Genomic DNA, 24,866 nt, shown 5'->3' with positions numbered 1-24,866 from the left:
GTTCAGTCCTTCATCTCTCGCCCGGTTAGCCGCAAGAAGACATCCTCCAGATTTGGAGGACGCTGCAGAAGGCGGAGATCCGTGCGGTGGGCAAGCCGAACGCGGACCTGCTCTGGATCCGTGACATAGCAGAACAGCGTCTCTCCGCTTACTTCAGCTCGCTGCACTTGGGGTCTGACCAGCGGCAGCAGTTCATGCGGATTACCACCGTAAATCTCGATCACTTGGCAGCCGATCTGCTGCTCGATCAGCGCGTGAGGCCGGCCTTCGGCGATCTTGCGGCCGTGCTCAAGCACGCATAGGCGGTCGCACAATCGCTCCGCCTCTTCCATGAAATGGGTGGTGAGAAGAATTGTTTTGCCGCGCCCTAACAGCGAGCGCAAGCGTTCCCAGATCAGGTGACGGCCGTGCGGATCGAGGCCGGTCGTCGGCTCGTCAAGCACCAAGAGTTGCGGGTCATTAATCAGGGCACGAGCCAGGGTCAGGCGCCGCTTCATGCCACCGGACAGTTGGCCCACCCGGGCATCCGCCTTGTTCTCCAGGCGGGCGAATTCGAGCAGTGACGGCGTGACCGCTTTGACCTCGGTCGCGCTCATGGCGAAGTAGCGACCGAAAACGAACAGATTCTCGCGCACGGTGAGCTGAAGATCAAGGTTGTCGAACTGAGGAACAACCCCGATGCCCCGGCGCGCCAAGCGCGCACGTGCCGGCACCGGCTCGCCAAGCACGCATATCTTACCTGCGTCGGGCGATGCAACACCCAGGATCAAACGCGCGAGCGTGCTTTTACCCGCGCCGTTCGGCCCCAGCAGACCGAAACACTCTCCCGGCGAGACCGTAAACGAAAGAGAGTCCACGACGACCCTGTCGTTGTAGGACTTGCTCACCTCGAAAAGGTCGACTGCCGCGGTTGACATTTGCTTACGCCATCGCCACGGACGTTGTTCGCGCCGCTTCCTGGGTCGCGCGCTTTTTTGTCCAAAGCAGGCCGTCACACCATACGTGATCGACGCGTCCCCACTGGCACGCGGCGGCAGCATCCGGGAAGAAGCCGCGTCCATGCAGATTGGCGCTGGTATTGCAAAGCAGCGGAATGGCTGTGAGCTTCTCGTACTCGATGAGAAGCTCGGCCACTTTATGCGGAGAGGTTCTGGAAACCGTTTGTAGGCGGGCAGATCCATCGAGATGCACGACGGCGGGAATTTTGTCCTGCCATTCCGGTCGCGTCTGGTGATCGAACAGCATGTACGGATCGGGTACCCCAGGGCTAAAAATCTCCGCCGCGCGATCCTCCAGGCATATCGGCGCTACCGGCCTGAAATGCTCGCGAAGTTTGATGTCGTTGAGATGATCCTTCATTCCTTCCCAGGTCGCAGCTGCGAGAATGCTTCTGCCACCCAAAGCCCGTGGTCCGAGCTCGGCGCGTCCAGCAAGGAAGACGACCGGCTTGTCGCCCGCGAGGATTGCCGCAAGTTCGCCCATCGTGCAGGGCGCGCTCTCCCATTCGGGCGGGACTTCGCTGGCACAAACGGCCGGTCCACTGTAGACCGACCATTCCAGAGCTTCAAAGCCTTGCTGTGCCGCCAGTGCAGAGCAGGCAGCACCGATGGCTGAGCCGCTGTCGTTCGGAAAGGGCGGCACCCACACGACATCGAACAGGCCGGTCGCACGAAATGCACTATTCCACTTAATATTCAAGCCACAGCCGCCGGCTATGCAGAGGTTACGTGCCCCCGCGAGATCCGAATGTCGCTCCACAACATCAGAAATTGTGCGAACCAGCAGACGCTCTAGAAAGACGTGAAATGACGCAAGGACGTCTTCGGCTTGCTTGGCCTTTAGTCGCAGTGCGCAAGCATCGAAGAAGTCGTGCAGAGCTTCAAGTGGCGATTGTGAGCTGTTGGTTTCTGCAAGCTGACGGCAAGCTCCGTCAGCCTGCGTGGCAAAGTGCACCTCATAGAGTTCCTGAAACGTTTCGATAATCTCCCCGTCGGGCGATCCCAGCGCGATATAGGCCATCAGCTTGCCGGCTACACCGAGATCCCAGCTGGTCCGGTCCGCCCGCCTGTAAGGTCCAAAGTGATGTCCTGCCGTCGCATAGGCGTGACCTATCATCGGAAACAGGCATTCGATGAAACGGATGCCGTCGGGCTCGACATAGTAAAGGCGTGGAAACATGCAGCCGTCCCACACCAAGCAGAAAGCAGGTTGTGCGGATTTGGCAAACGAGCTGGCGCAGTATGCGGATGCAACGTGCCCGGTGACATGGGGATAGCTTTGATAAGGATATAGCTTCCCGTCAAGCATGAGACCGATGCGATCGCGGGACGTCAGGGGGCTGTCGCCTTGCCGTTCGACATACGGCGCGCCCTTGAGCTTGACCGTCGTCAGCCCACTAAGGACTTCAAACTGCGATTCGAACTCTCCATCCCAGCCATCAATGACGAACTGATCAACATCGCTCGGATGCAGCCCGTGCTCCGCCAAGGCGCCAACAACGGAATCCAGGTTGTCAATGGTTTGATAACGCGGATTGTTGTTCAGCTTCTCCTGTTCGACACAAAACACCAGCCGGCCGTCCTCGATCAGAGCGACTGCCCCGTCATGCGTCAACTTGATACCGCAGATACGCATAGTGGCTCCTTTCAAGCTCGGCCGTTGGGACGGACCGAAGATTGCTCCGGATTGCGAAAGCGGACCAACAAGCAGTCTTCGTCAGCTGACTGCCCCTGGCACTCCGCACGTTCGACCTCAATGAGCGCTTCAGTCAACATCGCGATGACTGTCTCGGCACCAGCGACATGCCCCCATCGCCTGCAGGTGGCATCACGTGCAGATCCGAAGATCAGATGCCCACCTGGAGCAAGCATCTTCACCATCTTGTCGATTGCGATACGCATCCGTGTCACATCTTCGAGATAGTAGAGAACTTCGGCGACCACGATCAGATCGAACAGCTCTTCGGTCGAGAACTGCAGAATATCGGTCGCCGCCCAGTTGATATGTGACCACCTTTTGGTCCGCTGGACTGCTCGACCGATCGCTCGCGGCATAACATCGATGACCGTGAGTCGTTTGCAGTGAGGAGCAAGCTTCTCTGTGAATGCACCGGCCGCGCACCCGATCTCGAGCCCGTTTGAGACCGCGCCGCTCGACATCGATAGCCGTAGCAATTGGGTGTGACGCATACGTTCGAACGGATTGTCGTCAAGCCGCCACGGGTCGTCGTTAGCCAGCTCCCGTTCTAACGATTGATATGTATTGTCTACACTCACGAGTTAACTCCCCTACAAAACTGCTTAGTCAGTCTCGGCCGCAACGTCATCCGACGCGATCAGCCGTGAGGAGGCGCGGAAAAGACCTGCCCTGCGAATTGAGCCGGGCGTTCCCGATCCTGGGTTAAGGCTTGGTCCAGTTGTCGCGTCTTCGAGCGAGGCCTTCGATTCATCAACGTCTGATTTCGCTACTTTGCGCGAGAGCCAGTCGCTGTTGCTCAAGGTACAGAGCGCGTAGGCCTTCATTGGGAGCAGGAGGAAGATGTTGATCGGGGTGTGCAGCGCGAATCCAAGAAATCGAAGCTCGCCGGCGCGAAGGGCTGCCACGCTGCATCGAACCATGGTCATCGCGACGATGGTCAGACCGGTCCACCAGGGCACGCTGTCCGTGAGCGCGAGCTGAGCGATCGCGGCAATCGACGAGATGGCGAGCAGCAGCGGCCCGAGGTTCTGTCCGAGCACATCGAGCGTGAGGTACCGGTCGAGGCCAGGCAGCAGGTGCAAACCGAGCAGCGTGTCGCGGTAAGTGCTCCGCGCCCAGCGGAGCTGTTGCCGCAGATACGGCAAGAGCTTGTCCGGGACCACCGTGGCGGCAATAGCGTCCGGAACGTACTCGGTTCGAAATCCAGCCTTGAGCATGAGGATCGTCAGATGGCGGTCCTCACCGAAGTCGCTCGGCTTTCCCCGGAAAAACTGTGTCTCGTACTGATCGAGCAGCAACATGAGCGCGGAACGGCGGTACATGGCACACGGCCCACAGCAGCACATGACCGCACCAAAGCGCGTCTGCGCCGCACGCTCCTCGTTGCAAGCCAACCAGTACTCCATGTCGATCAATCCAGTCAGCCAGCTGTCGTGGCGGTTGCTGGCCGTCAATTGCCCCATGGCCGCGCCGACGGCTGGATCCCGCATCTTGCGCACGAGCTTGCTGACAACATCGCTGGCGATTTCCGTGTCGGAATCGACGTTGAGCACGAGATCGCCGAATGACCGGCGTATCGCGGCGATCTGCGCCTTGCGCTTTCCAACGTTGCTTGGCAGTAGAATGACGCTGACCCTCGGGTCATGTGCGTAGCTTGCGTGCACGGGTGCCGCTGCACCGAGATTTGCGGAGCCGTCATCGACCACATAGACCTGCAATCGCCCTTGGTAGTCCTGGCTTGTAATAGACTTCAGGCAGGCCGCCAGCGTGCGCGGGTCCTCGTTGAAGCAGGGCACGATGACATCCACGCTGGGCAGAGCATCGGTGTCGACCGGGTCGTACGGCGGCAGTGAGGCGTCGGTTCGCAGCGCATAAAGCGCCTGCGCGCTCTTATGGACGCTGGAGAGCAACGCGTAAGAGGCAACAGCAACGGTGCTGATCGTGGCAAGCGAGGTCATGGGCATTGATCTATTCGGTGAGATTGAGGAAGCGACCGGATTGCAAATCCACGGTCGTGCAGTGCTGGAATGAGCTGAGCGAGCGCCATTACGGTCTGGTCGCGCCGACCAGCATGAGGGCGGCGTCCCAACTCGTCGGGAGGGCATCCGTCGTGCAGGAGCACGACTGCCCCCGGTTGGAGCGAGGCCAGCACTGCGGCAACAATTGCCTCCACGCCGGGACGAGCCCAGTCTTGCGGATCGACTGACCAGTGCAGGGCCGCCAGATCGGCCTTTGCCGAAGCGGCGAGGGCCTCCTTAGTCCATATCCCGTACGGCGCGCGAATGTGCCGCACAGAGGCTCGGGGGCAGGCCATTCCGATGACCCTGTTCGTCGTGACGATTTCGTATTGCACCTCGTCCGGCATGCATTTGGACAATTCCGGGTGCGTCATTGTGTGGTTTGCGATTTCGTGCCCTTCGGCAATGATGCGCTGGATCAGCTCCGGCTGGGCGGCTGCATATGCACCGATCACGCAGAAGGTGGCGGGGGCCCGGTGCTGGGCCAGCACGTCCAGGATAGCCGGCGTGCAATGCGGGTTTGGACCATCATCAAAGGTCAGATAGACGCAGTGCTCTCCGCCGGCCTCGGCGTAGTCGCTCCGCGCTTCAGTCACGTCGTTTGTTGACGTCACAGCTCTGGCCCGTTCCGTTCAATCATCTCACCGGCCGGCCATTCGCTCATTGGCCTGGCAATCGGCATAACGAGGCCGACCACGTCCTCCACGCGCGTCGGAGGCACAGTGAGAGAGATATCCGGACGAGCAGACCGAACGCGGAGCCCTGGTAGAACAGTCGCCAAGCCCTGTCGCCCGAGCAGTCTGGTAATATGTTTCTGCAGGGCAGATCGGACCGTGCCAAAGCCGAATGGCACGCCAAGATCTCGCAGTACGGGATACATCACGCGGATGGAGTGGCTGATTCCGAGCCCCTCCAGATCCGGGCGTACCCCGTACAATCCGAGCTCAGCCACGAGCAGATCGACCTCGCCAACTTTTATGAAGCGGCGCAGCGCGCCGAGGTGAATCGCGACGCCACGATCATCGTAGCCAATTGCCCGAATCTCAGGCCTTGCGCCCGCCCAGCTTCGATGACCTTCAAAGGGCTTTGCATTGAATTCCCCGGTCGGACCATAGGTCTTGCGGAAGAAGTCGGACAATTCAACATGGTCAGCAATTTGAAGCTCATTCTCCCAGCACAGCCTCCAACGAACTGGAGGGCGCGCCGAAACACCTCGTGTGGACGCGGGCGCGATCACGTTCATGGAGAGTAATTCCTATTCGTTATCTGGCTCCTGACGCAGGCCAGCAGTTCGCCACGTTCGAAAGGCTTGCTCAGGAACTGGAGTCCATCTTGCAGGACTGGGCTCACGTGGTCTCCGGAGTGGTCTGTGAGCAGAACGGTGGGGATCGCGCCTCCGGATGCAACCAGATGATGGAAAAGCTCAAGACCGCTCATCACGCTCGACTGCATGTCCGCGATCACGCACGACGTGATCAAACGGCGGCCCGATTTCAAGAACCCGTCTGCGCTCTCAAAGGGTTCGGGCACGTAGCCCGCGGAAAACACCACATCCGTGAGAGCTTCACGCACTGACCGATCTGTATTCACAATGCAGACGACGTCGAGCGTGTGCGCCACTCGCATCAGATTCGCAAAGGACGCCTTCGCTTGCATGTTCCGCACGATTTCACCCCAGCAAGGACGCAATCCAATCGACTGCGGCCACAACACATTCGGCACCCGCAACCGGGAGGGTCCGACTGGACGGAAATCTACGGCCAAGTTGAGCGTTCGCTCAATTCTACCGCGGTAGACGGCGGATATAGAATGGGTTGGCAAAGCCAAACGATGGTTTGCTCGTCGTATACGCCCGCGCAAGTTTGCGGATCCGCACCGTCCGAACTCGGCGAGATATGGCTTGCGCAACATGCGCGAACCTGCGACCGCACGGTCCAGACGTCTTGATCGATCCCTTGCGCTGGGCTGAGACGCGCAACGATTTGTAACCATTCTGATTGATCTGACTTCTCGCTAAACCATCGTTTGCTATCCTCATTCGGTACAAATGGTAAAATCGATTGTATCGATAGAATACATTCACACCGTGGATCACTCAGGATCATGCGTTTCAAGGGCCTCGATCTGAATCTCCTCGTCGCGTTCGACGCCCTGGTGACACAAGGCAATCTCACCACGGCGGCAAGAAGCATCAACCTCAGTCAACCCGCCATGAGTGCCGCCGTCGCGCGGCTACGCACCTACTTTCGAGATGAGCTATTCACGATGAGGGGCCGAAAACTGGTTCCAACGCCGCGGGCTGAAGCGCTCGCAGCCCCGATTCGCGAGGCTCTCGCTCACATCCAGCTCTCCATCATTTCTCCGGACCACTTCAATCCGTCCCAATCAAATCGGCGATTCAGGATCATCCTGTCCGACTTCATGACTGTCGTATTTTTTCGAAGGATCGTGGACCGCGTCGTGCGGGAGGCTCCTAGAATCCGCTTCGAATTGCTGCCACCTTCAGAGGAACCCGATGAGCTTCTCCGGCGCGGTGAAGTTGATTTTCTGATGTATCCGGAGATGTTCATGTCGAGTGCGCATCCAAAGGCGGCACTGTTCGAGGACACTTTCGTTTGCGTGGGCTGCCCCATGAACAAGCAGCTGGCATCGCGACTTACGTTCGAGAACTACATGTCAATCGGGCACGTGGAAGCTCAATTTGGACGTTTCTTGAGGCCCTCCTTCCGCGAATGGCTCTTGCTCGAGCATGGTTTCAAAATACGCACCGAGGTCGCTGTGCAAGGCTTTGGCATGATTCCGCCTATGTTATTGGGCACCAACCGTATCGCGAGCATGCCCTCAAGACTCGTCAGCCATTTCGCAAATACGATGCCCCTGCGGGTTGTCGAACCTCCGTTGCGACTTCTGACATTCACCGAGGCCGTCCAATGGCCCGCCATTCATAATACTGATCCCGCAAGCATTTGGATGCGCAACATATTCTTCCAAGAGGCATCCGCGATGGTCTCTCCGCCCGAGACCAGCCAATTTAACAGCCCGTTGTAGGATTGTTCGGGCCGGTTGCGACCTGCTCTCGGTTAACCAGATCTACGCCAGGCTCGAAGCTTCGGTCCTCTGACTGACGTTGGGCAAGGGCGAAAATTGGCGCGCTTGAGCGCGGTTTGATCGGGTCGTTGGCGCTATTGATCTTGCGCTGCCATGACGATCTTGCGCCTCATACAGGCCGCTCGGCGGCGCTCCCTAATAATTTTGCGTTGATCCGGGCCGGCTCCATCGCGCCGGTCCATGTGAGCCGAGCACAGAGCTCGCGAAATGATCCGGCGAGCAAGGTGAACAATATCTGGCCTCAGCACTAAATTTTTCTTATCACACGCTGCGTCAGGTTGTAGACCAGCACCTGCGATCGAGGCTGCAAGGTGGACGCTGGTAGCGCACCCGCACCGCTCATCGCCTGACGTTTGGCATTGTCCTTGCCGTGAACTGGCCCGGCGATCGAAGTAATGCCGAAGCACACCAGTAGCTCGACGTCTATGTGGCGGGCGACCTACAGGGGCGATGCTCGCTTGTTTGCGTCGGAACAGTTTGTTCTGCCGAACGCCAACGCCCGCCACGGTCGCGCCCGCGAAGCCCAACGCGAGCTGACCCAAACTGGGGAGAGCCGACGGGCAAGTGAGAGGTATCGCGTAAGGCTGGAATTGAGGTTGGGGCACGTCATCTCAACGGCGCATATCTTACCCTTATTGTGCTCGATCCGGGATGATCGGGCGCAACCGCAAACGCGCTGGCCGCGAGCTCAAGCTGGATCCAGGCCATGAGCTCGCGGCGTTGTCGCGTTGCGCGCGTGCTTCGGTGATGAGTGTTTATGATGACAGGACGGCAACTGTGCCAATGTCCGCGCACGGGACAGAAGGGCTCACCGTTCCAATTCGCCAAGCCCTGCTCCACCTCCATCTCTTGATACTTTCGACCGACATGTTCACCCAAGCCAAATCGGATCATGCGCGGGGGCCTCTTTCGAAAATGTCGTGGCGGGACGCGCGCGGTGCCACCGCCATCGGTCTCGAGTTGCTGCCCCTCACCGCTGAGCCCGATGGGCTCCTTCGGCGCGGTAACATGATTTGTCTATCTTCCCCGAAGCATCTATGCTCAGCGCGCGCACCCAAAGCGATGCCGCTCGAGGATGATATTGAGTGAGTGAGCTGCCGGACGAGCAAGCCAATACCGCGACAGGAGAAACTTCGAGCCTATGTTCGATAGGATACTTGCGGTGAATCCCCAGACACTGCCCCTCAGATTCGAGGGGTCTTTGGCTTGAGCATGGTCTCAAGATGCGTATTAAGATCCTCCTCCCAGCTATAGCATCATCCTCCTTTGCTATTGTGGACCCCATGGCGCGGCTGCCAGCAGGGCTCGCCAAGCGTTGTGCAAAGACTATGCCGCTACGGATCCTTGCACTTCTAGTGCATTGCATCTGGCGAGGCCGTCCGATGTACTGCGCTGCGCGACACTGATCCGGCATAGGTCTGGATATGCGAGTTATTGCTGTGCACGTCGGCGTTTGCGCGGGCATCCCGCGTGGTGGCGAGGCCCCCGTCGACCTGTTCTGAGCGCCCTCTACCTTCAGCGGATGCCGGAGCGCTCCTTCGAAAGTCGGTCCTCAATCGGAGCAACGCCTCGCCCGCCGCGCCAAATGCGCTTGCGTTGAGATGCATGCGGGGACTGATTTTGAGGCCCGCCTTCGCTCATTCTGCCGATGCTTTGCCGCCGCGGACTTGCGCCATTAAAGAGCAGCCATCATCTTGTGGCATTCCAAAAACAGATGTAGCCATGCGCGAGCAACGCCTTCGCGCCCCAATGCCATCTCAACTGGACTACCATAGGCGCCGAGCCGGCGGCGCGCACGACGTGGCGGTAGAACTGATTTGCGATGATTTACCAATCAGCGCCAGGCCCAACGAGGGACATCACAGGAAGGATTGCCATCGAAAGAGGCCCATCTGATCAGGACTGTGTCTGGGTCCGCCGTTTCGTGAAGCAGCATCTAAAGATCAAGCGGAGCTGCATGCACATGGCGGTCGCTTCTCGCGCCGATCAGACAGCAGAGGGCCACCGCTGCGGCAGCATCCAGGAGAAATTACATAGTTTCAGCTGGCGAAGCCTTGGACAAACGTAAGCGTATGCCGTGTTGCACAACGGCATCACGCGGCTCCTCCTGACACGTTCTTTCGCGCACGTCGCCGCTCCGTCTCGTTTTTGCCCCACCACGGCCAAACGGCTTCGTCACGTGCGGCGCGAGTGCGACAATGAAAGGAGCCTACTCTTGGGTGAGTCGAGTGGAGTCTACGATCCTGAGGATCTCGCGATGTTGGGACACCTTTTTGATCAAGCAATCACATGTTTACCGACATGCATGCGAACCAGCGAGAACCGCGCGGCGATCGCGAGACTTGTTCTGCAACGCGCAGCGAGAGGTGAATTGGGGTCGCTGGCGAACTTGATGCTTGCACTTGTCTCGGCCGCTTGAGCAACAGCGTGCTCTCAGTCCTTCTGCGGTTCGCAGCAAGAGACGCATCATCTAGATCATTGAATTAACTTGATTCTCACGTGGCGTCAGGTTGTAGGCATGCAAATGGAGGACCATGACAAACGCCAGACCACGACGGCGCCTATGGCGCATTGGAGAACTTGCAGAGGCGACCGGTGTAACGGTACGCACTCTGCATCACTACGAACATATCGGGTTGTTGATGGTCTCGGAACGTACTGTTGGCGGTCACCGCATGTACGACCATGAAAGCCTACAACGCGTCATTCAGATTCTCGCGCTGCGTGATCTCGGCTTCTCACTTCCTGAGATCCGCAAAGCAATCGAGGGGCGAACGTCTCTCACGGACCTGTTGGCCAACCATCTGGAACGGATTGAACGTCAAGTCGCGCAGGCGACATTATTAAGGGACCGAATACGCAGTATGACGACGCAAGGTGAGACACACGTCAGTGTCGACCAACTGCCGGCCACGTTAGACGCAATGTCGCGGATTGAGGAGCCTACCCCCTCGGCGATCTGCGCCGCTAATGCAGCTCGGTGGCGGAAGATACGCGACGAGCTACGAAGCTGCATGGATCAGGGCGAGCCTCCATGCAGTGAACGAGCAAAAGCGGTCGCGCGTCAGGCCCGTTCGCTGCTGACTGAGATCGGAGGAGCTGATTCGACTGTCTCAATGGTGCTCAAGGTGCTGACGCGATTGACCGAACCACACAATCTCGCCGGCTGGGATGCGAGCCTCATGCAATACCTCGATCTCGCCCTCGCCGCGCTAGAGGACCAGCTCGGAAAGAGTTGACGCCCGGTTGCGCACGCTATCGGTTACCGGAATGTCTTTAAACCCACTGGGTTGATAGTGCCCCTTCGAGTTTGAGGACGATCGTTAGCCCCTAGCATCTCGCCCTCGAATCTGCGTTGTCTGGGACTTTTTGGGTTTTTGGCTCTGTGGCTCTTGGCAACCAACCTCGACCAGCACGCGTCGAAGTACTTGATTCGTACGTAACGTCAAATTGTACCATCTAACGCATCGTCGCAGCGGCGGTGCGGACAGAGCGTCGGCTAGACCGAGGGAGACTCCAATGCTCGGCATAGCTTTCGGATTGTTCCGATGAGAGGCCTCGGCGAGAACACGTCAGTGGAAATCCAGATCGTCTATACCGCAGGCTATTGCAGCGAGATCGGCCTAATCATGCATCAAACTCGGGAGGCGGGCGCACGTCTGAGTGTGATCGTCGGCGATCCGCTGATCACAAGCGACTTTTTGGCCATTGCGGGCAACGCCGCAAACCGCACGCTCTTCACCTTTATGCCGGACCCGACGAAGAATGCTGCAGAGCCAGCCGCCGTCGCCAGGCTCATGACTTCGAGCCTATCTGCCGCGGGTTACACGCTCAACGCTTATGCCGCGGTGCAATCATGGGCAGGGTCCGTCAAACAGGCCGGCACCTTCGATCCCACCCCGGCCGCTGCGGCCCTACGCTCTGGCTCAATCAAAACGACCATTAGCATGGTTCGATGGACTCCAAGGGAGACAATGCCGCTCCTGGCTTCATCGTTTACCGCTGGCGCAACAATAGCGTCGAGGCGGTCGAGCAGAACGGATCGCTCGTCCCAGCACCGCACGGAGCGTTCAAATGATGAACCATCGTCGATATAGCAATCACGCGCTGCTCTCGTGCCTCGCAGTTGCTGCAGTCGCAGCATTTCTCGCCCTCGCGGCACTGCTATCACAGGTGTCGTGCGCGCCCGAACTGCAGCCCGAAGAGCACGTTCCCATTCGCCTGGTGCCACTGCAGTGACCACCACTTTCAGACTCGTAAGGCAGACGAACATTGGCACCTTCTTCCAGCTAGTTAAACTGATGCGCGTCTCACTCTCGGGAGTGAGCGGTCCGCGCCTCTTCAGAAGGAACGCACCATGTGGCAAGATGTCAGCCGCGCGCAGTCTGTCAGACGATCGCGCGAGTTCAAGGCAAGCATTAGCAGCGTTGTTCGGCCGAGTGGACGTGGCGTTCCATCCGCTCGGCCAGGTATTCGCTGGGATAACGCCGTGCGGCGCCTGATCCGTGCCGATCGCTACCGGCCTTTGAGCCGGGCTCTGATCCGGTGCGGCGCTTAGATCTAAGCCGACCCATCGCCCCAAACACTCGCATTCAGTCGTTGCTTGCGCATCCGGCCCCGAATAGGCCCCCGGCGGCCTTGCCGCGCAATGCATCGGGCCGTCAGGTGTAAGTCGAGTCGCGCGGAAAGGTTATGGCTCGTCATCATCGGGCCGAAACCGCCATCGCTGGCCAAACGTTGCAAAGCACGGCAACGTCGGTCTCTGGGCCGCCCGGGAAATCTAACGTAGCAGACGGTCACGTCAGAATGTCCCAGCACCAAAGAGGTCCGTCCGGTCGATGGATCGTGCCTGTGGACAATCCTTTAGCGGTCAGCGCGCTTTCTTGGCAACGGCCGTGTTCAACCCTGCGGTTTTAGAGTCGTTTCGGCTATAGCTGATGAACAGCACGCTCGGCACCCCACCCATGGCGGAACTGATTCGGATCTGCGCTCGCGATACAAGGGATGAGCATCTCGGACGAACTGGCCGTCGGTCCCGATCTCCGCCAAAGACAGTTGATCTATCTCCGCCAACCCCAATAAGGCACAGACCATCCGTGAAGTGCGACGCAGTCAGCTCGCTGGGAATCAACAGGCTCTCGGCTCGAAGACGTAGCGCGCACGCATTGGGCTGCTCGCCCGGGAGCTCAACGACAAGGATCGCTACGGGGTCCCTGTCGTCGAAAAGCAAACAGGCCAGTTGTTCGGAAGCTGCCATTTGGGTCGCAAAAGTGCGCCCCTTTTGCCCTGCATCGCGTTGGCCCAGATCCTGCACCAGGTGTACAGCGGAGGGAAGCGGGCGGGAGCGGCGTGTGAATCTAGGTGAAACAAATGACAAAGCGATCGCAGCTCAATCGTCGGAAGCGGACCCTGGCAGACCGATTCACGCCGATCAAACGCGCCGCCTGCTGCGTGAGCGGAAAACGCTGGTATTGACCGGAGCATCGCGCGGTATCGGTCGCGCCACCGGACAATTGTTTTCGGAAGCTGGTTGGCGCGTCATTTCTTGCGCGCGCCGACCATTCGACGCGGCACGCTGCCCATGGGATTCAGAGGGCGACAGCTATGTCGAAGTCGACCTGAGCAATCATCGGACGCTGCCGCGCGTGATTGCCGAGATCAAGGAGCGCCTCGCCGGCGCACCGTTGCATGGACTGGTAAACAATGCCGGAAACTCACCAAAAACGCCGAACGGCGCCCGGCTGACGTCGCTGGCGACCTCGGTCGATACTTGGATGAGCGTGTTCCACCTCAATCTGGTGGCGCCGATCCTGCTCGCTCAAGGTCTGTTCGATGAACTAAAAGCGGCTGCAGGCTCGATCGTCAATGTGACTTCGATCGCCGGCTCACGGGTGCATCCATTTGCAGGCACGGCTTATGCGACTTCGAAAGCTGCGCTCGCTTGTCTCACGCGCGAAATGGCGCATGATTACGCCTCACATGGCATTCGCGTCAATGCGGTCGCGCCCGGAGAAATCAAGACGGACATTTTGTCGCCTGCCACCGAAGCGCATCTTGTGCCAAAGATCCCACTTCGCCGAGTGGGCACACCCGAAGAGGTCGCCAAGGTCATTTTCTTCCTATGTTCCGATGCGGCAAGTTATGTCACTGGCGCGGAAGTCCCGATCAATGGCGGGCAACACTTATAAGTGAATCCGCCCCTGACGAATCTCGGCTAATCTGAACTTCATCATGGGGCGAGTCCGCGTAGCTAGTTGGACAGAACAAAGCGACAAATCTAGTCACTGTAAGTGCTGCCGACGTGCCATGAAGAGGCGTGATCTCTCGCCCCGCCACGAGAACTGGATGTCAGATCGAGGGGGCATGCAACACGAGTCCAACAAGTCCGATCAAGGTGATGGGGAGGATCAAGAAAGGAACGGAGGAGTCGTTGTGCTGGAGAGCGTTTCCCTGCGCGAAGCATCAAACTCACTTTCCGACGCGGACCCTTCCGGCTATATTGTGCCGTCGCAAGAGAAATCGCTAACCACGATCTTCGAAGTAGCGCACATGCTCACGGGCCTATGCCGGCTCGAATCCAAGCTGGCGCGCGTTATCGAGCGTCTGCCATCGCTCGTGCAGATGCGGCACGGCATCGTGTGTTTGTTCGATCAGGACGGTGAGCCGGAGATCGTCGTGGACGAGGCCCGGAGCGAAGGCCACGATGCGCGCCGTGAGGTGCGCTTGCCGCAAAAAGCAATTGATCAAATCGTGGCGTCGGGACAGCCGCTCATGGTCGAGAACGTAGCGCTACATTCGGCCTTCAGTCCTTCGGACGTCGAGATGCTAGATGCCGCCGGTAGTACGCGTGTTGCGTTCATCGGCGTTCCCATAGACATTGACGAGAAAGTTGTGGGCACGCTGAGCATCGACCGCATCGCGGACAACGGGACGCGCGCGCAGCTCGAGAACGACCTCCACCTGCTGACCATGGTCGCTAGTCTTCTGGGCCAGACGGCGAAGCTGCATTGCTTCATTGTGCCCGATCGCGTGCGCGTTATGGACGAGGAGTTCCGGCTGCAGAAGCAGCTCTCCGAAATCAAGCCCCATGGGCGGGAGCGTAAGAAGGTTCAAGTGAACGGAATTCTCGGCGACAGCCCTGCGCTGTGCGCGCTGCTTGAGAAAATCGAGGTGATCGCAAAAACGAACAGCACGGTCCTGTTGCGTGGCGAAACGGGTACCGGCAAAGAGCTGGTCGCGAAGGCTATTCACGAGCATTCAGCGCGCGCCAAACGCCCCTTCATCAAGCTGAATTGCGCAGCCCTGACTGAGACGGTGCTGGAGTCCGAATTGTTCGGTCATGAGAAGGGGGCGTTTACGGGCGCATTCAACATGCGCAAAGGTCGCTTCGAGCTCGCCGACAAGGGAACGTTGTTCCTAGATGAGATCGGCGAGATCTCGGCGTCGTTCCAGGCCAAGCTCCTGCGCGTGCTTCAGGAGCAGGAATTCGAGCGGGTGGGCGGCAATCAAACGATCAAGGTCGACGTCCGCGTGATTGCAGCCACGAACAAGGATCTTGAAGATGCGGTGGCAAGGAAGGAGTTTCGTGCCGATCTCTATTACCGCATCAACGTGGTTCCTCTGCTGCTGCCGCCCCTGCGCGAAAGACGCGCTGATATTCCGCTTCTCGCCGCTCGCTTCTTGAAGAACTTCAACAATGAAAACGGCCGTGCTCTAGTGTTCGATTCAAGTGCGATTGAGTTCCTCATGAATTGCGAATTTCCCGGTAATGTCCGCGAGCTCGAGAACTGCGTGCAGCGGACCGCGACCCTCGCGCAAGGATCGTCGATCGTAAAACATGATTTTGCATGCTGCCACGGGCAGTGCCTGTCGGCCAAGCTACGGAGGTGTGGACCGGATGAAATGGCGCGACAGCCGAGCCCGAATTTCTCACTGCCCGAGAGGCTGAGCATGCCGCCGCCAGAAGCTATAACGGCCGTTCAGCCGGTCAGTAGCGAGCTGGCACCGCTAGGGCCACCCGGGCGACCCGCAGTGGGTGCTGCGAAACTCACCGATCGCGAGCGCGTCATCGCAGCCATGGAAAGATCCGGGTGGGTACAGGCGAAGGCGGCGCGCTTGCTTGGACTAACCCCGCGCCAGATTGGCTATGCCTTGCGAAGACACGGTATCGAGATCAAGCGCTTCTGAGCAAAGCGTCAGGCTCGCTCCTCTCTCGCGCTCGGCCGGCTGGGATAGGAGAGCGTGGCAAGAGGCGATTGCCAACTCTGAAGCATTGCTAGCCTATGCTTTGGTTGGGATACGTTGGCCGGTGAAGTATAGGGCGTCTCCGCGTCGGCTGGTCTTGTCATCGTCTGCTTGCAACATATTCGCCCTGAAAACTGGCTTGGCGTGGAACCGGCGCGTGATTGCTGCGGCTCCGTTGCTGCCCGTAACTCAGATCAGCTTAAGACCACGCCATGCTCAAGCCGTCGCAGTTGCGCCAACCGACTCGCCGTCAGTCTTTGCATGCCTTCCGGATCAGCGAAATGCCTGGGTGGTATGACATTTGCTGCTCGTCGGGAGCCGGCTCAGCATCTTAGGAGAAGTACATGCACAGCATCGTCTGCATCAAACAGGTCCCCGACTCCGCTCAAATCCGCGTGCACCCTGTTACGAATACGATCATGCGCCAGGGCGTGCCGACAATCATCAACCCATATGATCTCTTCGCACTGGAAGCCGCGCTCGAGCTACGAGATAAATTCGGCGGCGAACTCACCGTTCTCACAATGGGGCCGCCCTCGGCCGAAGAATCTCTCCGAAAGGCACTGACATTTGGTGCCGATCGAGCTGTCCTGCTCACCGATCGTAGCTTCGCGGGCTCCGATACGCTGGCGACGAGTTACGCGCTGGCGTGCGCGATCCGCAATATCGGGAGGGAATATGGCCCGCCGGACGTCATATTCACTGGTAAGCAGACGATCGACGGCGATACGGCGCAGGTGGGACCTGGCATTGCAAAGAGGCTCGGGATCCAGCAGCTTACTTATGTTTCCACAATCAAAGCGTTGAACTTCAAAGTACGCACGATCGAGGCGGAACGGCGCTGCGAAGGCGGCGTCCAGGTGCTGCGTTCCAAGCTGCCGTGTCTCGTCAGCATGTTAGAGGCAACCAATCAAATTCGCCGCGGTGCGATGATAAATGCGTTGCGTGCCGCACGTGCCACAATCGTAAAATGGAGCGCCCAGAATGCCGGCGTGGATGACATGGCCAAATGCGGTCTGAGGGGGTCGCCGACCGTCGTCAAACGTGTTTTCGCGCCCTCCCCACGAGCGGAGAAGGCGACGTGGGTGGAGGCGGCCGAGCAGCCGGCGCAAGCATTGATCGACGCCATGTTCAATCGTAACCCTATGCTTGAGGCGGAGCTCGCACAGCTCGCGCGCGGTACCTCATCTGCGCAAGCTAGCGGTGCGTGAAGTCGCGGCTGATCGAGCGGAGCCGGCGATGGCCGGATCGTGGTCAAGCATGGGCCCGTCGCTCGGTTGCACGAGGCCGCATCGATCTTGTCGGTCGCTCCTCTCCAAATACGACAAGCAGGATGAGTATTCAACTTGCGTATCTGGGCGCCGAGAGGCAGGTATCGGATCAACATACCAGACGTCTCGTTACGCTAACGTTTGGCGACCTGCGATACACCAATTCACTGGAGAATTCATGGAGCCCGTAGACGCGCCCGTTCAGTTGTATGGCAGCCGCATAGAGCGCCCGCTGAATTCACCGCGTGGAGCTCGCGCGAGGGATATATCCCCTCGCGCGAGATCCGCCGCATTTCACGTGACTGCAACCTGCGGGCACTATCATCGCGGTTCTACCACAGGACGGAATCGAAGTTAGCTGATAATGCTCAGCCATTCCCGGTCAACATCATCACCGGCACGTCCCGACACTGCCAAGATCGCATAGGAAGAACCGTGACCGGCAGAGTAACCCGCGCACCACCCTAACATCATCAAGGACCGTCACGCACCAAGTTCAATTCAGTCTTGAGCCTTCAATGTCGCGGTGGGCGCGCATGCAAATACGCAAAACATTGCGCGGTTAGGCCCATGTTAGACCGCTCGAGTCGCGACGGCTTCGTAACTCTCTTGGTGTTTCCTGGAGATCGTCAGTGCGGCGAAGATGCCGAGCAAAGCTGCAAACATCAACCAGAAACCGGGGGACGCCTCATCATCGGTCCGTTCGATCAGGCACGTCAATGCGAGCGGCGTAAACGTGCCTAAGAGAGCTGCGGCGAGTGCGAAGGCCAAAGAAAAGGAGGTTGTGCGAACGTTGCGTCGGCACGATTTCGACGAGAGCGCCCAACATGGCGCCGCTATAGGTGCCAAAGTAGAACGAGAACATTATCTCCACTGCCAGCATCTTGCCAGAGCTTGGGTCGGTCACAAGCCAAGGCAATGCGGGATATAGAGGCCGGCAATCGTCAGCAGGACCGGCTTACGGCCGATTTTGTCTGAAATCGCGCCGCCAGTTGAGATCCAGATAAAGTTCGTCACGGCGACTAAAAGCGTCACTAAGAGCCTGTTCTGCGGGGACAGCTGGAATACGTGCTTGCCGAGCGTAGCGGTGTACAGTGTGACGAGATAGAAGGTCGTGCTCGTCAGCATTGCGATCATCATGCCGAGAATGACTATGCGGCAGCTCGCAGCTGTGGAGGCGAAGACCTCGCGGACGGTTGGTGATGCTTCATGACCAGAAACTCCGGAGTTTCATCCGGCTTCCTGTGCAGGAAGATAGTGGAACGATCAAGCAGCTAAAGCAAGAGCGGGATCCGCCAGCCTCAGGCAGAAACCATTTCGGCCGGAAGTGCTTCGCTCGAAAAAATATGCGATAAGAGCCGCGATCAAAGATCGCAACCTGCTGGCTCGAGGACTGAAACGAGTGTAAAAACCGCGGCTTCCCGCTGTGGCAATCTCGGAGAGGTCGGCGGAAACGCCGCCAACCGCAACGCCGGCAGTGCAACAGCCGTCCGAACGCGCGATCACGGGTGCGGCAATGCCGATCGTCGCATAGCCGGAAAAAAAGCAATGATGATGGTGCTGACCGCCATGATCGCAGGCGCAATCATCGGGCCCTGACGACGGCCAATCTGGTCAATATAGGCTCCAAGCACGATCGCGCCAACAGATCGCATCAAGGCACCGAGCCAGAACACACCGAAGTGCCCGAGAAAGTTGCCGCTCGTCTCGCGTAAGATGGCGCCAATGCGCGATTTGGCATTTTGACCCGTGCGCAATGGACGCTGGTGATAGGACGAGGTCCTCTCGGTTTGAAATGGCCGGTTGCCAGAGAATCTCACGCCAGCCGAGTGCAGTTTCATGGTCGCGAATCTGCGATCAGGCACTATCGGTCCACCCGTAAGCGCCGGACGGATGCGATTCGTTGTTTGCAAGAAGACGCGCCAGCCTCTAACCTGATGAGCCGTAGAGTTTGCGCACGAGTCCCAGCTTCCCGACCATGGACCGGCACAACCAAGCGCTATGCGGGGCGTCGGGCCTGGAGCTGGGCGGCACATCGTGATGAGATCTGCCGGGGCTTTGCGCGCCTTCGGTATCGATACCGATTCCAGGTGGCGTCACCTTAGCTTATTCGACAGCGACCGATTTCGCAAGATTTCGCGGTTGGTCGACGTCCGTGCCCATCAAGTTGGCCGTGTGATAGGCCAGGAGCTGCACCGGAATCGCATAGACGATGGGGGTAAATGTCGTCCCCATCTCCGGCAGCACGACCGTCGCGAGTGTATCCATGGACACCTCCGCAGCTCCGCTAGCGTCCGTTATCAAGATAATTTTGCCGCCGCGTGCGGCGACCTCGTGCATGTTCGAGATGGTCTTTTCGAAGAGCCGGTCGCAAGGAGCGATGACGATTACGGGAACGCTCTCGTCGACCAAGGCGATGGGGCCGTGCTTGAGCTCTCCGGCCGCATAGCCCGCGGCGTGGATATAGGAGATTTCCTTCAGCTTCAGGGCCCCTTCCAGCGCCACTGGAAACGACGTGCCGCGACCAAGATATAGCACGTCACGCGATTTGGCGATGTCGCGTGCGAGCTTCTCGATCTGCGGCTCGCTGGCAAGCGCCTCTGTAACCAGCCGGGGAATTTCGATCAGCGCTCGCACGAGATCGACCTCGTCGCCGTCCGAAAATTCACCCCGCGCCTTGCCCGCAGCGACCGCAAGCGCCGCCAGGACGACAAGCTGGCATGTGAACGCCTTGGTCGAGGCAACACCGATTTCAGGTCCGGCGAGTGTCTGTAACACTGTCCCGCTTTCGCGCGCAATGGTCGAACCCAGAACGTTCACGATCGAGAGCGTATGCAGGCCTTGAGACTTGGCGTAGCGGAGGGCGGCCAGCGTATCGGCCGTCTCGCCGGACTGCGAGATGAAGATAGCAAGATCTCCCCTGCGCATCGGTGCCTCACGATAGCGAAACTCGGAGGCAACATCGAGCTCGACCGGAATACGAGCCAGCCGCTCGAACCAGTATTTGGCGATATGGCCGGCATATCCTGCCGTACCGCAAGCCGTGATCGAGATCTGTCCGATCGCATTGAAATCGAACGGAAGCTCCTGCGGCAATGCGACGCTCTCGTTGGCGATATCGACGTAGTGTGCCAGCGTCTGCCCGATCACCTCTGGCTGTTCGTGGATTTCCTTTGCCATGAAGTGACGGTAGTTTGCCTTGTCAACGAGAACCGACGACGTGGCAGATTTCACCACCTCCCGGCGGACGACTGTGCCTTGTGCGTCGTAAACCACGGCGAAGTTGCGGTTGAGCACAGCCCAATCGCCGTCCTCAAGGTAGGTGATCAAGTCGGTAAGGTGCGCTAGCGCGATAGCATCCGATCCGAGATACATTTCGCCCTCGCCATGGCCGATCGCAAGCGGTGAGCCCTTCCGCGCGCCGATCATGAGGTCGTGTTGCCCCTTGAATAGGATTGCAAGCGCAAACGCGCCCACTAGCCGCGGCAGCGACGCTCTTACTGCATCCTGCGGCGAGCAGCCATTTTTCAGATATGAGTCGAGAAGATGCGCCACCACCTCGGTATCTGTTTCAGAGGCGAAATAGGCGCCATGCTGTTTCAGCTCCGCGCGCAGCTCGCGGAAATTCTCGATAATGCCGTTATGGACGACTGCAACGTTGTCCGTTGCATGGGGATGGGCATTACGCTCGGTCGGCTTGCCATGGGTAGCCCAGCGCGTATGCCCAATCCCGGCATGGCCTGAGAGCGGATGGCTGCGAACGCGTGTCTCAAGGTTCCTCAGCTTGCCCTCGGCACGCCGAAGCTCGATATAATCTCCTTTGAGCGCTCCGATGCCTGCTGAGTCGTAGCCGCGATATTCCAGTCGCTTAAGTGAATCGATGAGTCGATCCGCGACCGGACCGCGCCCCAAGATGCCGACAATCCCGCACATGCTAATCAGTTTACCTCAAGTTCAAACAGAGCGTGCCGCAAGGCGCGCCTGACCAATTCGCTCGCTCTAGCTATGGACCAGTCTAGCCCGTGCCTGCCTTCCGTCGGGGGCAGGTCACCCGGCGGTGCGCGAGCTCCAAGCAACACGTGGAGCCCTGTCGAATTCGCCTGAAGATCGTAAAGCAACTCTCTGGAACCGAACCGTGAGCGCATCAGCGGCTAGCAGCTGCATGGGTCTCTCGTTTTGTCCGATGTAGCCGGTGCCGCCAAGAAGGCCTGGTAGGCCTGCCGCATTCCATGTGTGAGCCATGTCCTCGCGCGCCAGCCGAGGTTCGCGAGACGGCTGACGTCGAGCAGCTTGCGCGGCGTGCCGTCGGGCCGGGAGGCATCGAAACTGATCTCGCCGATGTAGCCGACGACTTCGGCGACGATGCGGGCAAACTCGGCAATGGTGATGTCCTCGCCGGTGCCGATGTTGATAAGCTCCGCGCTCGAATAGGTCTTCATCAAGTGCACGCAGGCATCCGCCATGTCGTCGACATAAAGGAACTCGCGCCGTGGCGTGCCGGTGCCCCAGACGACGACGCTTCTTGCGCCCGTAACCTTGGCCTCGTGGAAGCGCCGGATCAGGGCCGCGACGACGTGGCTGTATTCGGCATGATAATTGTCGCCGGGTCCGTAGAGATTGGCCGGCATCACGCTGATGAAGTCGCTGCCATATTGGCTGCGATAGGCCTCCACCATTTTGATCCCGGCGATCTTGGCTATCGCATAGGGTTCGTTGGTCGGCTCCAGCGGGCCGGTCAGCACGGAATCCTCGCGCAAGGGCTGCGCGGCCAATTTTGGGTAGATGCAGGAGGAGCCCAGAAACATCAGCTTCTCGGCGCCGTTCTGATGCGCGGCCTGGATCACGTTGGCCGCGATCGCGATGTTGTCGTAAATAAACTCGGCGCGCAGGGTGTTGTTGGCGGCGATGCCACCCACCTTTGCAGCGGCGAGGAAGATCACCTGCGGCCGCGTCTTCGCGAACCAGTCGAACACCGCGGCCTGGTTGCACAGATCAACCTCGCGCCGGTCCACGGTGACGAGCTTGACGTCCTCCCTTTCGAGCCGGCGCGCAAGCGCGCTGCCGACCATGCCGCGATGGCCGGCGACGTAAACGCTCTTGCCGTTGAGCTCAAACGGTGCATTTGCCATTGGTCGCATCCCGTTTTGCCTCCGCCAGATCGCTCGCCACCATCTCGGCGACGAGTTCCGCAAAACTCCGCTTCGGTGTCCAACCGAGCACCTCGCGTGCCTTGCTGGCATCGCCGACGAGGAGATCGACCTCGGTGGGGCGGAAATAGGTCGGATCGACCTTCACCAGGGTCTCGCCGGTATTGGCATCGATTCCGGTCTCGTCGACGCCCGCGCCGCGCCACTCGACGCGACGGCCGATTTGCGCAAAGGACAGCTCGACCATCTCGCGCACGGAGCGCGTCTCGCCGGTGGCGAGCACGAAATCGTCCGGCTTGTCGGCCTGCAGGATCATGTGCATGCCCTCGATATAATCCCTGGCATGGCCCCAGTCGCGCTTGGCTTCGAGATTGCCGAGATAGAGCGTCTGTTCCAGCCCGACCTCGATACGCGCGACGCCGCGCGTGATCTTGCGGGTCACGAAGGTCTCGCCGCGGATCGGGCTCTCATGGTTGAACAGGATGCCGTTGCTCGCGAACATGCCATAGGCCTCGCGATAGTTCACCGTGATCCAGTAGCCGTAGAGCTTTGCGACGCCGTAAGGCGAGCGTGGGTAAAACGGCGTGGTCTCCTTCTGCGGGATCCCCTGGACGAGGCCATAAAGTTCGGAGGTCGAGGCCTGGTAAAACCGCGCCTCCTTCTCCATGCCGAGGATGCGGATCGCCTCCAGCAGGCGCAGCACGCCGATGCCGTCGGCGTTGGCTGTGTATTCGGCGCTTTCGAAGCTGACGGCCACGTGGCTTTGGGCCGCGAGATTGTAGAGCTCGGTCGGCCGGATTTGCTGCACCAGGCGGATCAGATTGGTCGAATCCGTCATGTCGCCGTAGTGCATCAGGAACGGCACCTTGCCGACATGCGGGTCCTGGTAGAGATGGTCGACCCGCGCGGTGTTGAACGAGGACGAGCGCCGCTTGACGCCGTGCACGACATAGCCGAGCGACAGAAGATGTTCGGCGAGATAGGCGCCGTCCTGTCCAGTCACGCCGGTGATGAGAGCGACCCGCCGTTTGCTCGCTTGGTTTGACAAATCTCTTCTCTGCGCATGTTATGTGGTCCCGCGGTCGACGACCTTTAATCGCGTCGGCCTCCGATGCGGAAGCGTCATGCTCTCGAAGCACCGAGTTCTGGACGTGTATAGACATTGCATCGATCGCTCAACTGTACGGAGGTAAACGTTCCACATCGAAACCGTTTTGAAGGACTATACGAAAGTTTGTAATCCGGCGGATTTCGTTCGTTCGTGGGGAGTCGCTCCACTGCTTGGGTGCGACCAGTGGAATTGCGACGCGGACAGGTGGTAAGGGAGCCGTCGGGGCCGAGAAGCCGTTCCACTGTCTCTGCTTGCTCAACTCGCGCGGCGAGCCAGGCCATCAGATGGCCGCCTCGGACATGCGACCCGTTCGAAGGGACGGTCGTTGGGCCCCGAATGAGGCAGGCATGCAGTCGGGCTCCTTAAGCTTTCGATGCGTATATCGAGGAGGCATTGGTAATCTCTAAGGCCTGAACCCTCCTAAGATTTCTCAGCAAGCTGTGAGCCTACTCATAATCCGACCAGCTCTCGTACGATCATTGCAGCCAGGCATGACGAAGATCGCGCGATAGGAGGATGATGCGTACCAAGCACTGTGCCAACGTGTATGCCTACAGCTGCTCCGTTTCGGCGCGAGCAAGCCATTTGCAGGTTCGCGGTAGGTGGATCATGACCACCTCTATGGCATCCAACTTCCATTCCACTCTGAGCAGCGAAGCGCTGATCTCCGGAAGGCGACCTCCGCCACGAGCAATAGCGGCGATGCTGCTCCGATCTTGGCATCCGGCTCTCCTGCACTCCCCGTTTCATCGCAAGATCTTGCAACGAATCTCCGAGGTTACCTCACCGAGGCGTTTCGAGGCATCACGGGCTTCTGCAATCTGAGCTCTGAATGACACATTCCCAATTGGTCGCCCGGAAGCTGTTGTACGGCGAGGCGCAGTCGCCAGCTGCATTGAAGACCTTACAATCTGACGCTACGTTCGATTCAAGCCCTTATGTCGAGAGTCGCGCAATTGGCGCGGGATCTGACGCGAACCACCAATGAGTCCAATCTCCACTATCATTGGTGTTTCCAAGCGCGCGTTCTCAACCAAGAGGACCGCAGTGGAGCTTACTCGACGCGCTTGCGTTTATTGCGAGTGGCTTGTCGCATCTTAGACATTGACAGAGCGGCCGGCAGATGACGGCAAATGAGGTCCTTCAGCGATAGCGCCAACCTACGGGATACTACGTAGGGCATGTGTCGTATTTTCTTGATCTAAAAACTGCATCGTCTTTTGCATGAAGCAGAAGAAGCCATTCTCCGACGCCAAACATTGGCGAGGCC

At 59.0% G+C, this 24,866-nt stretch carries 16 protein-coding genes and 1 pseudogene; 6 read left to right on the top strand and 11 right to left on the bottom strand.

All coding sequences use genetic code 11. The features are described 5' to 3' along the window. Nucleotides 1-2: 2 nt before the first annotated feature. Genes nodI through QSV46_RS31360 form a run of 7 tightly spaced genes read right to left on the bottom strand, consistent with a single transcriptional unit; the run spans nucleotide 3 to nucleotide 6,371 of the window. Entirely contained in the window at nucleotides 3-917 is a 915-nt protein-coding gene (nodI, locus tag QSV46_RS31390; protein ID WP_314960727.1) for a nodulation factor ABC transporter ATP-binding protein NodI, read from the bottom strand. A 4-nt stretch (nucleotides 918-921) separates the two neighbouring features. Further along, on the bottom strand, nucleotides 922-2,634 hold the full coding sequence (nodU, locus tag QSV46_RS31385; protein ID WP_314960724.1) for a nodulation protein NodU: 1,713 nt from the start codon (nucleotides 2,632-2,634) through the stop codon (nucleotides 922-924). 11 nt (nucleotides 2,635-2,645) lie between these two features. After that, nucleotides 2,646-3,275 carry a nodulation methyltransferase NodS gene (gene nodS, locus QSV46_RS31380; RefSeq protein WP_314960722.1) on the bottom strand — a complete coding sequence of 210 codons (630 nt, stop codon included), beginning with the start codon at nucleotides 3,273-3,275 and terminating at the stop codon, nucleotides 2,646-2,648. A 24-nt stretch (nucleotides 3,276-3,299) separates the two neighbouring features. Beyond that, complete coding sequence (gene nodC, locus QSV46_RS31375) at nucleotides 3,300-4,655, bottom strand: chitooligosaccharide synthase NodC (protein WP_314960719.1); 1,356 nt, start codon at nucleotides 4,653-4,655, stop codon at nucleotides 3,300-3,302. Further along, complete coding sequence (nodB, locus tag QSV46_RS31370) at nucleotides 4,652-5,311, bottom strand: chitooligosaccharide deacetylase NodB (RefSeq protein WP_409997227.1); 660 nt, start codon at nucleotides 5,309-5,311, stop codon at nucleotides 4,652-4,654. The genes nodC and nodB overlap by 4 nt, the downstream gene beginning before the upstream one ends. A 14-nt stretch (nucleotides 5,312-5,325) precedes the next feature. Continuing rightward, nucleotides 5,326-5,958: a NodA family N-acyltransferase gene (locus QSV46_RS31365; protein ID WP_314960715.1), complete on the bottom strand. Its 633-nt coding sequence runs from the start codon at nucleotides 5,956-5,958 to the stop codon at nucleotides 5,326-5,328. Then, the gene (locus QSV46_RS31360; protein ID WP_314960713.1) at nucleotides 5,955-6,371 is read right to left on the bottom strand and encodes a response regulator transcription factor; all 417 of its coding nucleotides are present in this window, start codon (nucleotides 6,369-6,371) and stop codon (nucleotides 5,955-5,957) included. Before QSV46_RS31360 ends, QSV46_RS31365 begins: the two co-directional genes overlap by 4 nt. A gap of 447 nt (nucleotides 6,372-6,818) precedes the next feature. Between QSV46_RS31360 and QSV46_RS31355 the strand changes: the two genes are divergently transcribed. The 6 genes from QSV46_RS31355 to QSV46_RS31330 all read left to right on the top strand — a co-directional run bounded on the left by QSV46_RS31355 (nucleotide 6,819) and on the right by QSV46_RS31330 (nucleotide 17,278). Continuing rightward, nucleotides 6,819-7,763, top strand: coding sequence for a LysR family transcriptional regulator (locus tag QSV46_RS31355; RefSeq protein ID WP_314960712.1), 945 nt, complete (start codon nucleotides 6,819-6,821; stop codon nucleotides 7,761-7,763). 2,594 nt (nucleotides 7,764-10,357) lie between these two features. Further along, on the top strand, nucleotides 10,358-11,062 hold the full coding sequence (locus QSV46_RS31350) for a MerR family transcriptional regulator (RefSeq protein WP_314960711.1): 705 nt from the start codon (nucleotides 10,358-10,360) through the stop codon (nucleotides 11,060-11,062). Nucleotides 11,063-11,398: 336 nt separating this feature from the next. Further along, nucleotides 11,399-11,920, top strand: coding sequence for a hypothetical protein (locus QSV46_RS31345; RefSeq protein WP_314960710.1), 522 nt, complete (start codon nucleotides 11,399-11,401; stop codon nucleotides 11,918-11,920). Between the two features lie 1,254 nt (nucleotides 11,921-13,174). Then, complete coding sequence (locus QSV46_RS31340) at nucleotides 13,175-14,011, top strand: SDR family NAD(P)-dependent oxidoreductase (protein WP_409997226.1); 837 nt, start codon at nucleotides 13,175-13,177, stop codon at nucleotides 14,009-14,011. 175 nt (nucleotides 14,012-14,186) lie between these two features. Continuing rightward, the gene (nifA, locus tag QSV46_RS31335; RefSeq protein ID WP_314960707.1) at nucleotides 14,187-16,010 is read left to right on the top strand and encodes a nif-specific transcriptional activator NifA; all 1,824 of its coding nucleotides are present in this window, start codon (nucleotides 14,187-14,189) and stop codon (nucleotides 16,008-16,010) included. Between the two features lie 401 nt (nucleotides 16,011-16,411). After that, a complete protein-coding gene (locus QSV46_RS31330) occupies nucleotides 16,412-17,278 on the top strand; it encodes an electron transfer flavoprotein subunit beta/FixA family protein (RefSeq protein ID WP_314960704.1) in 867 nt (288 codons plus the stop codon). A 633-nt stretch (nucleotides 17,279-17,911) separates the two neighbouring features. On the opposite strand, the pseudogene QSV46_RS31325 reads toward QSV46_RS31330, so the two are convergent. The 4 genes and pseudogenes from QSV46_RS31325 to gmd form a co-directional block, all read right to left on the bottom strand. After that, nucleotides 17,912-19,095 (bottom strand): annotated as a pseudogene (locus tag QSV46_RS31325) (MFS transporter). Nucleotides 19,096-19,444: 349 nt separating this feature from the next. Further along, a complete protein-coding gene (gene glmS, locus QSV46_RS31320; protein WP_314960702.1) occupies nucleotides 19,445-21,271 on the bottom strand; it encodes a glutamine--fructose-6-phosphate transaminase (isomerizing) in 1,827 nt (608 codons plus the stop codon). A 218-nt stretch (nucleotides 21,272-21,489) separates the two neighbouring features. After that, the gene (locus tag QSV46_RS31315; protein ID WP_314960699.1) at nucleotides 21,490-22,467 is read right to left on the bottom strand and encodes a GDP-L-fucose synthase; all 978 of its coding nucleotides are present in this window, start codon (nucleotides 22,465-22,467) and stop codon (nucleotides 21,490-21,492) included. Then, nucleotides 22,448-23,533: a GDP-mannose 4,6-dehydratase gene (gmd, locus tag QSV46_RS31310; protein WP_314960696.1), complete on the bottom strand. Its 1,086-nt coding sequence runs from the start codon at nucleotides 23,531-23,533 to the stop codon at nucleotides 22,448-22,450. Before gmd ends, QSV46_RS31315 begins: the two co-directional genes overlap by 20 nt. Nucleotides 23,534-24,866 lie beyond the last annotated feature (1,333 nt).

It is taken from the genome of Bradyrhizobium cosmicum, assembly GCF_032290525.1.
Taxonomy (GTDB): domain Bacteria; phylum Pseudomonadota; class Alphaproteobacteria; order Rhizobiales; family Xanthobacteraceae; genus Bradyrhizobium; species Bradyrhizobium cosmicum_A.
This window is presented reverse-complemented; position numbering and strand designations above follow the sequence as displayed.

Bases quoted from the DNA above. Each gene is read 5' to 3' on its own strand.
- nodI (WP_314960727.1), bottom strand. From the start codon at position 917: ATGTCAACCGCGGCAGTCGACCTTTTCGAGGTGAGCAAGTCCTACAAC.
- nodU (WP_314960724.1), bottom strand. From the start codon at position 2,634: ATGCGTATCTGCGGTATCAAGTTGACGCATGACGGGGCAGTCGCTCTG.
- nodC (WP_314960719.1), bottom strand. From the start codon at position 4,655: ATGACCTCGCTTGCCACGATCAGCACCGTTGCTGTTGCCTCTTACGCG.
- QSV46_RS31365 (WP_314960715.1), bottom strand. From the start codon at position 5,958: ATGAACGTGATCGCGCCCGCGTCCACACGAGGTGTTTCGGCGCGCCCT.
- QSV46_RS31360 (WP_314960713.1), bottom strand. From the start codon at position 6,371: ATGCAAGCGAAGGCGTCCTTTGCGAATCTGATGCGAGTGGCGCACACG.
- QSV46_RS31355 (WP_314960712.1), top strand. From the start codon at position 6,819: ATGCGTTTCAAGGGCCTCGATCTGAATCTCCTCGTCGCGTTCGACGCC.
- QSV46_RS31350 (WP_314960711.1), top strand. From the start codon at position 10,358: ATGACAAACGCCAGACCACGACGGCGCCTATGGCGCATTGGAGAACTT.
- nifA (WP_314960707.1), top strand. From the start codon at position 14,187: ATGCAACACGAGTCCAACAAGTCCGATCAAGGTGATGGGGAGGATCAA.
- QSV46_RS31330 (WP_314960704.1), top strand. From the start codon at position 16,412: ATGCACAGCATCGTCTGCATCAAACAGGTCCCCGACTCCGCTCAAATC.
- glmS (WP_314960702.1), bottom strand. From the start codon at position 21,271: ATGTGCGGGATTGTCGGCATCTTGGGGCGCGGTCCGGTCGCGGATCGA.
- QSV46_RS31315 (WP_314960699.1), bottom strand. From the start codon at position 22,467: ATGGCAAATGCACCGTTTGAGCTCAACGGCAAGAGCGTTTACGTCGCC.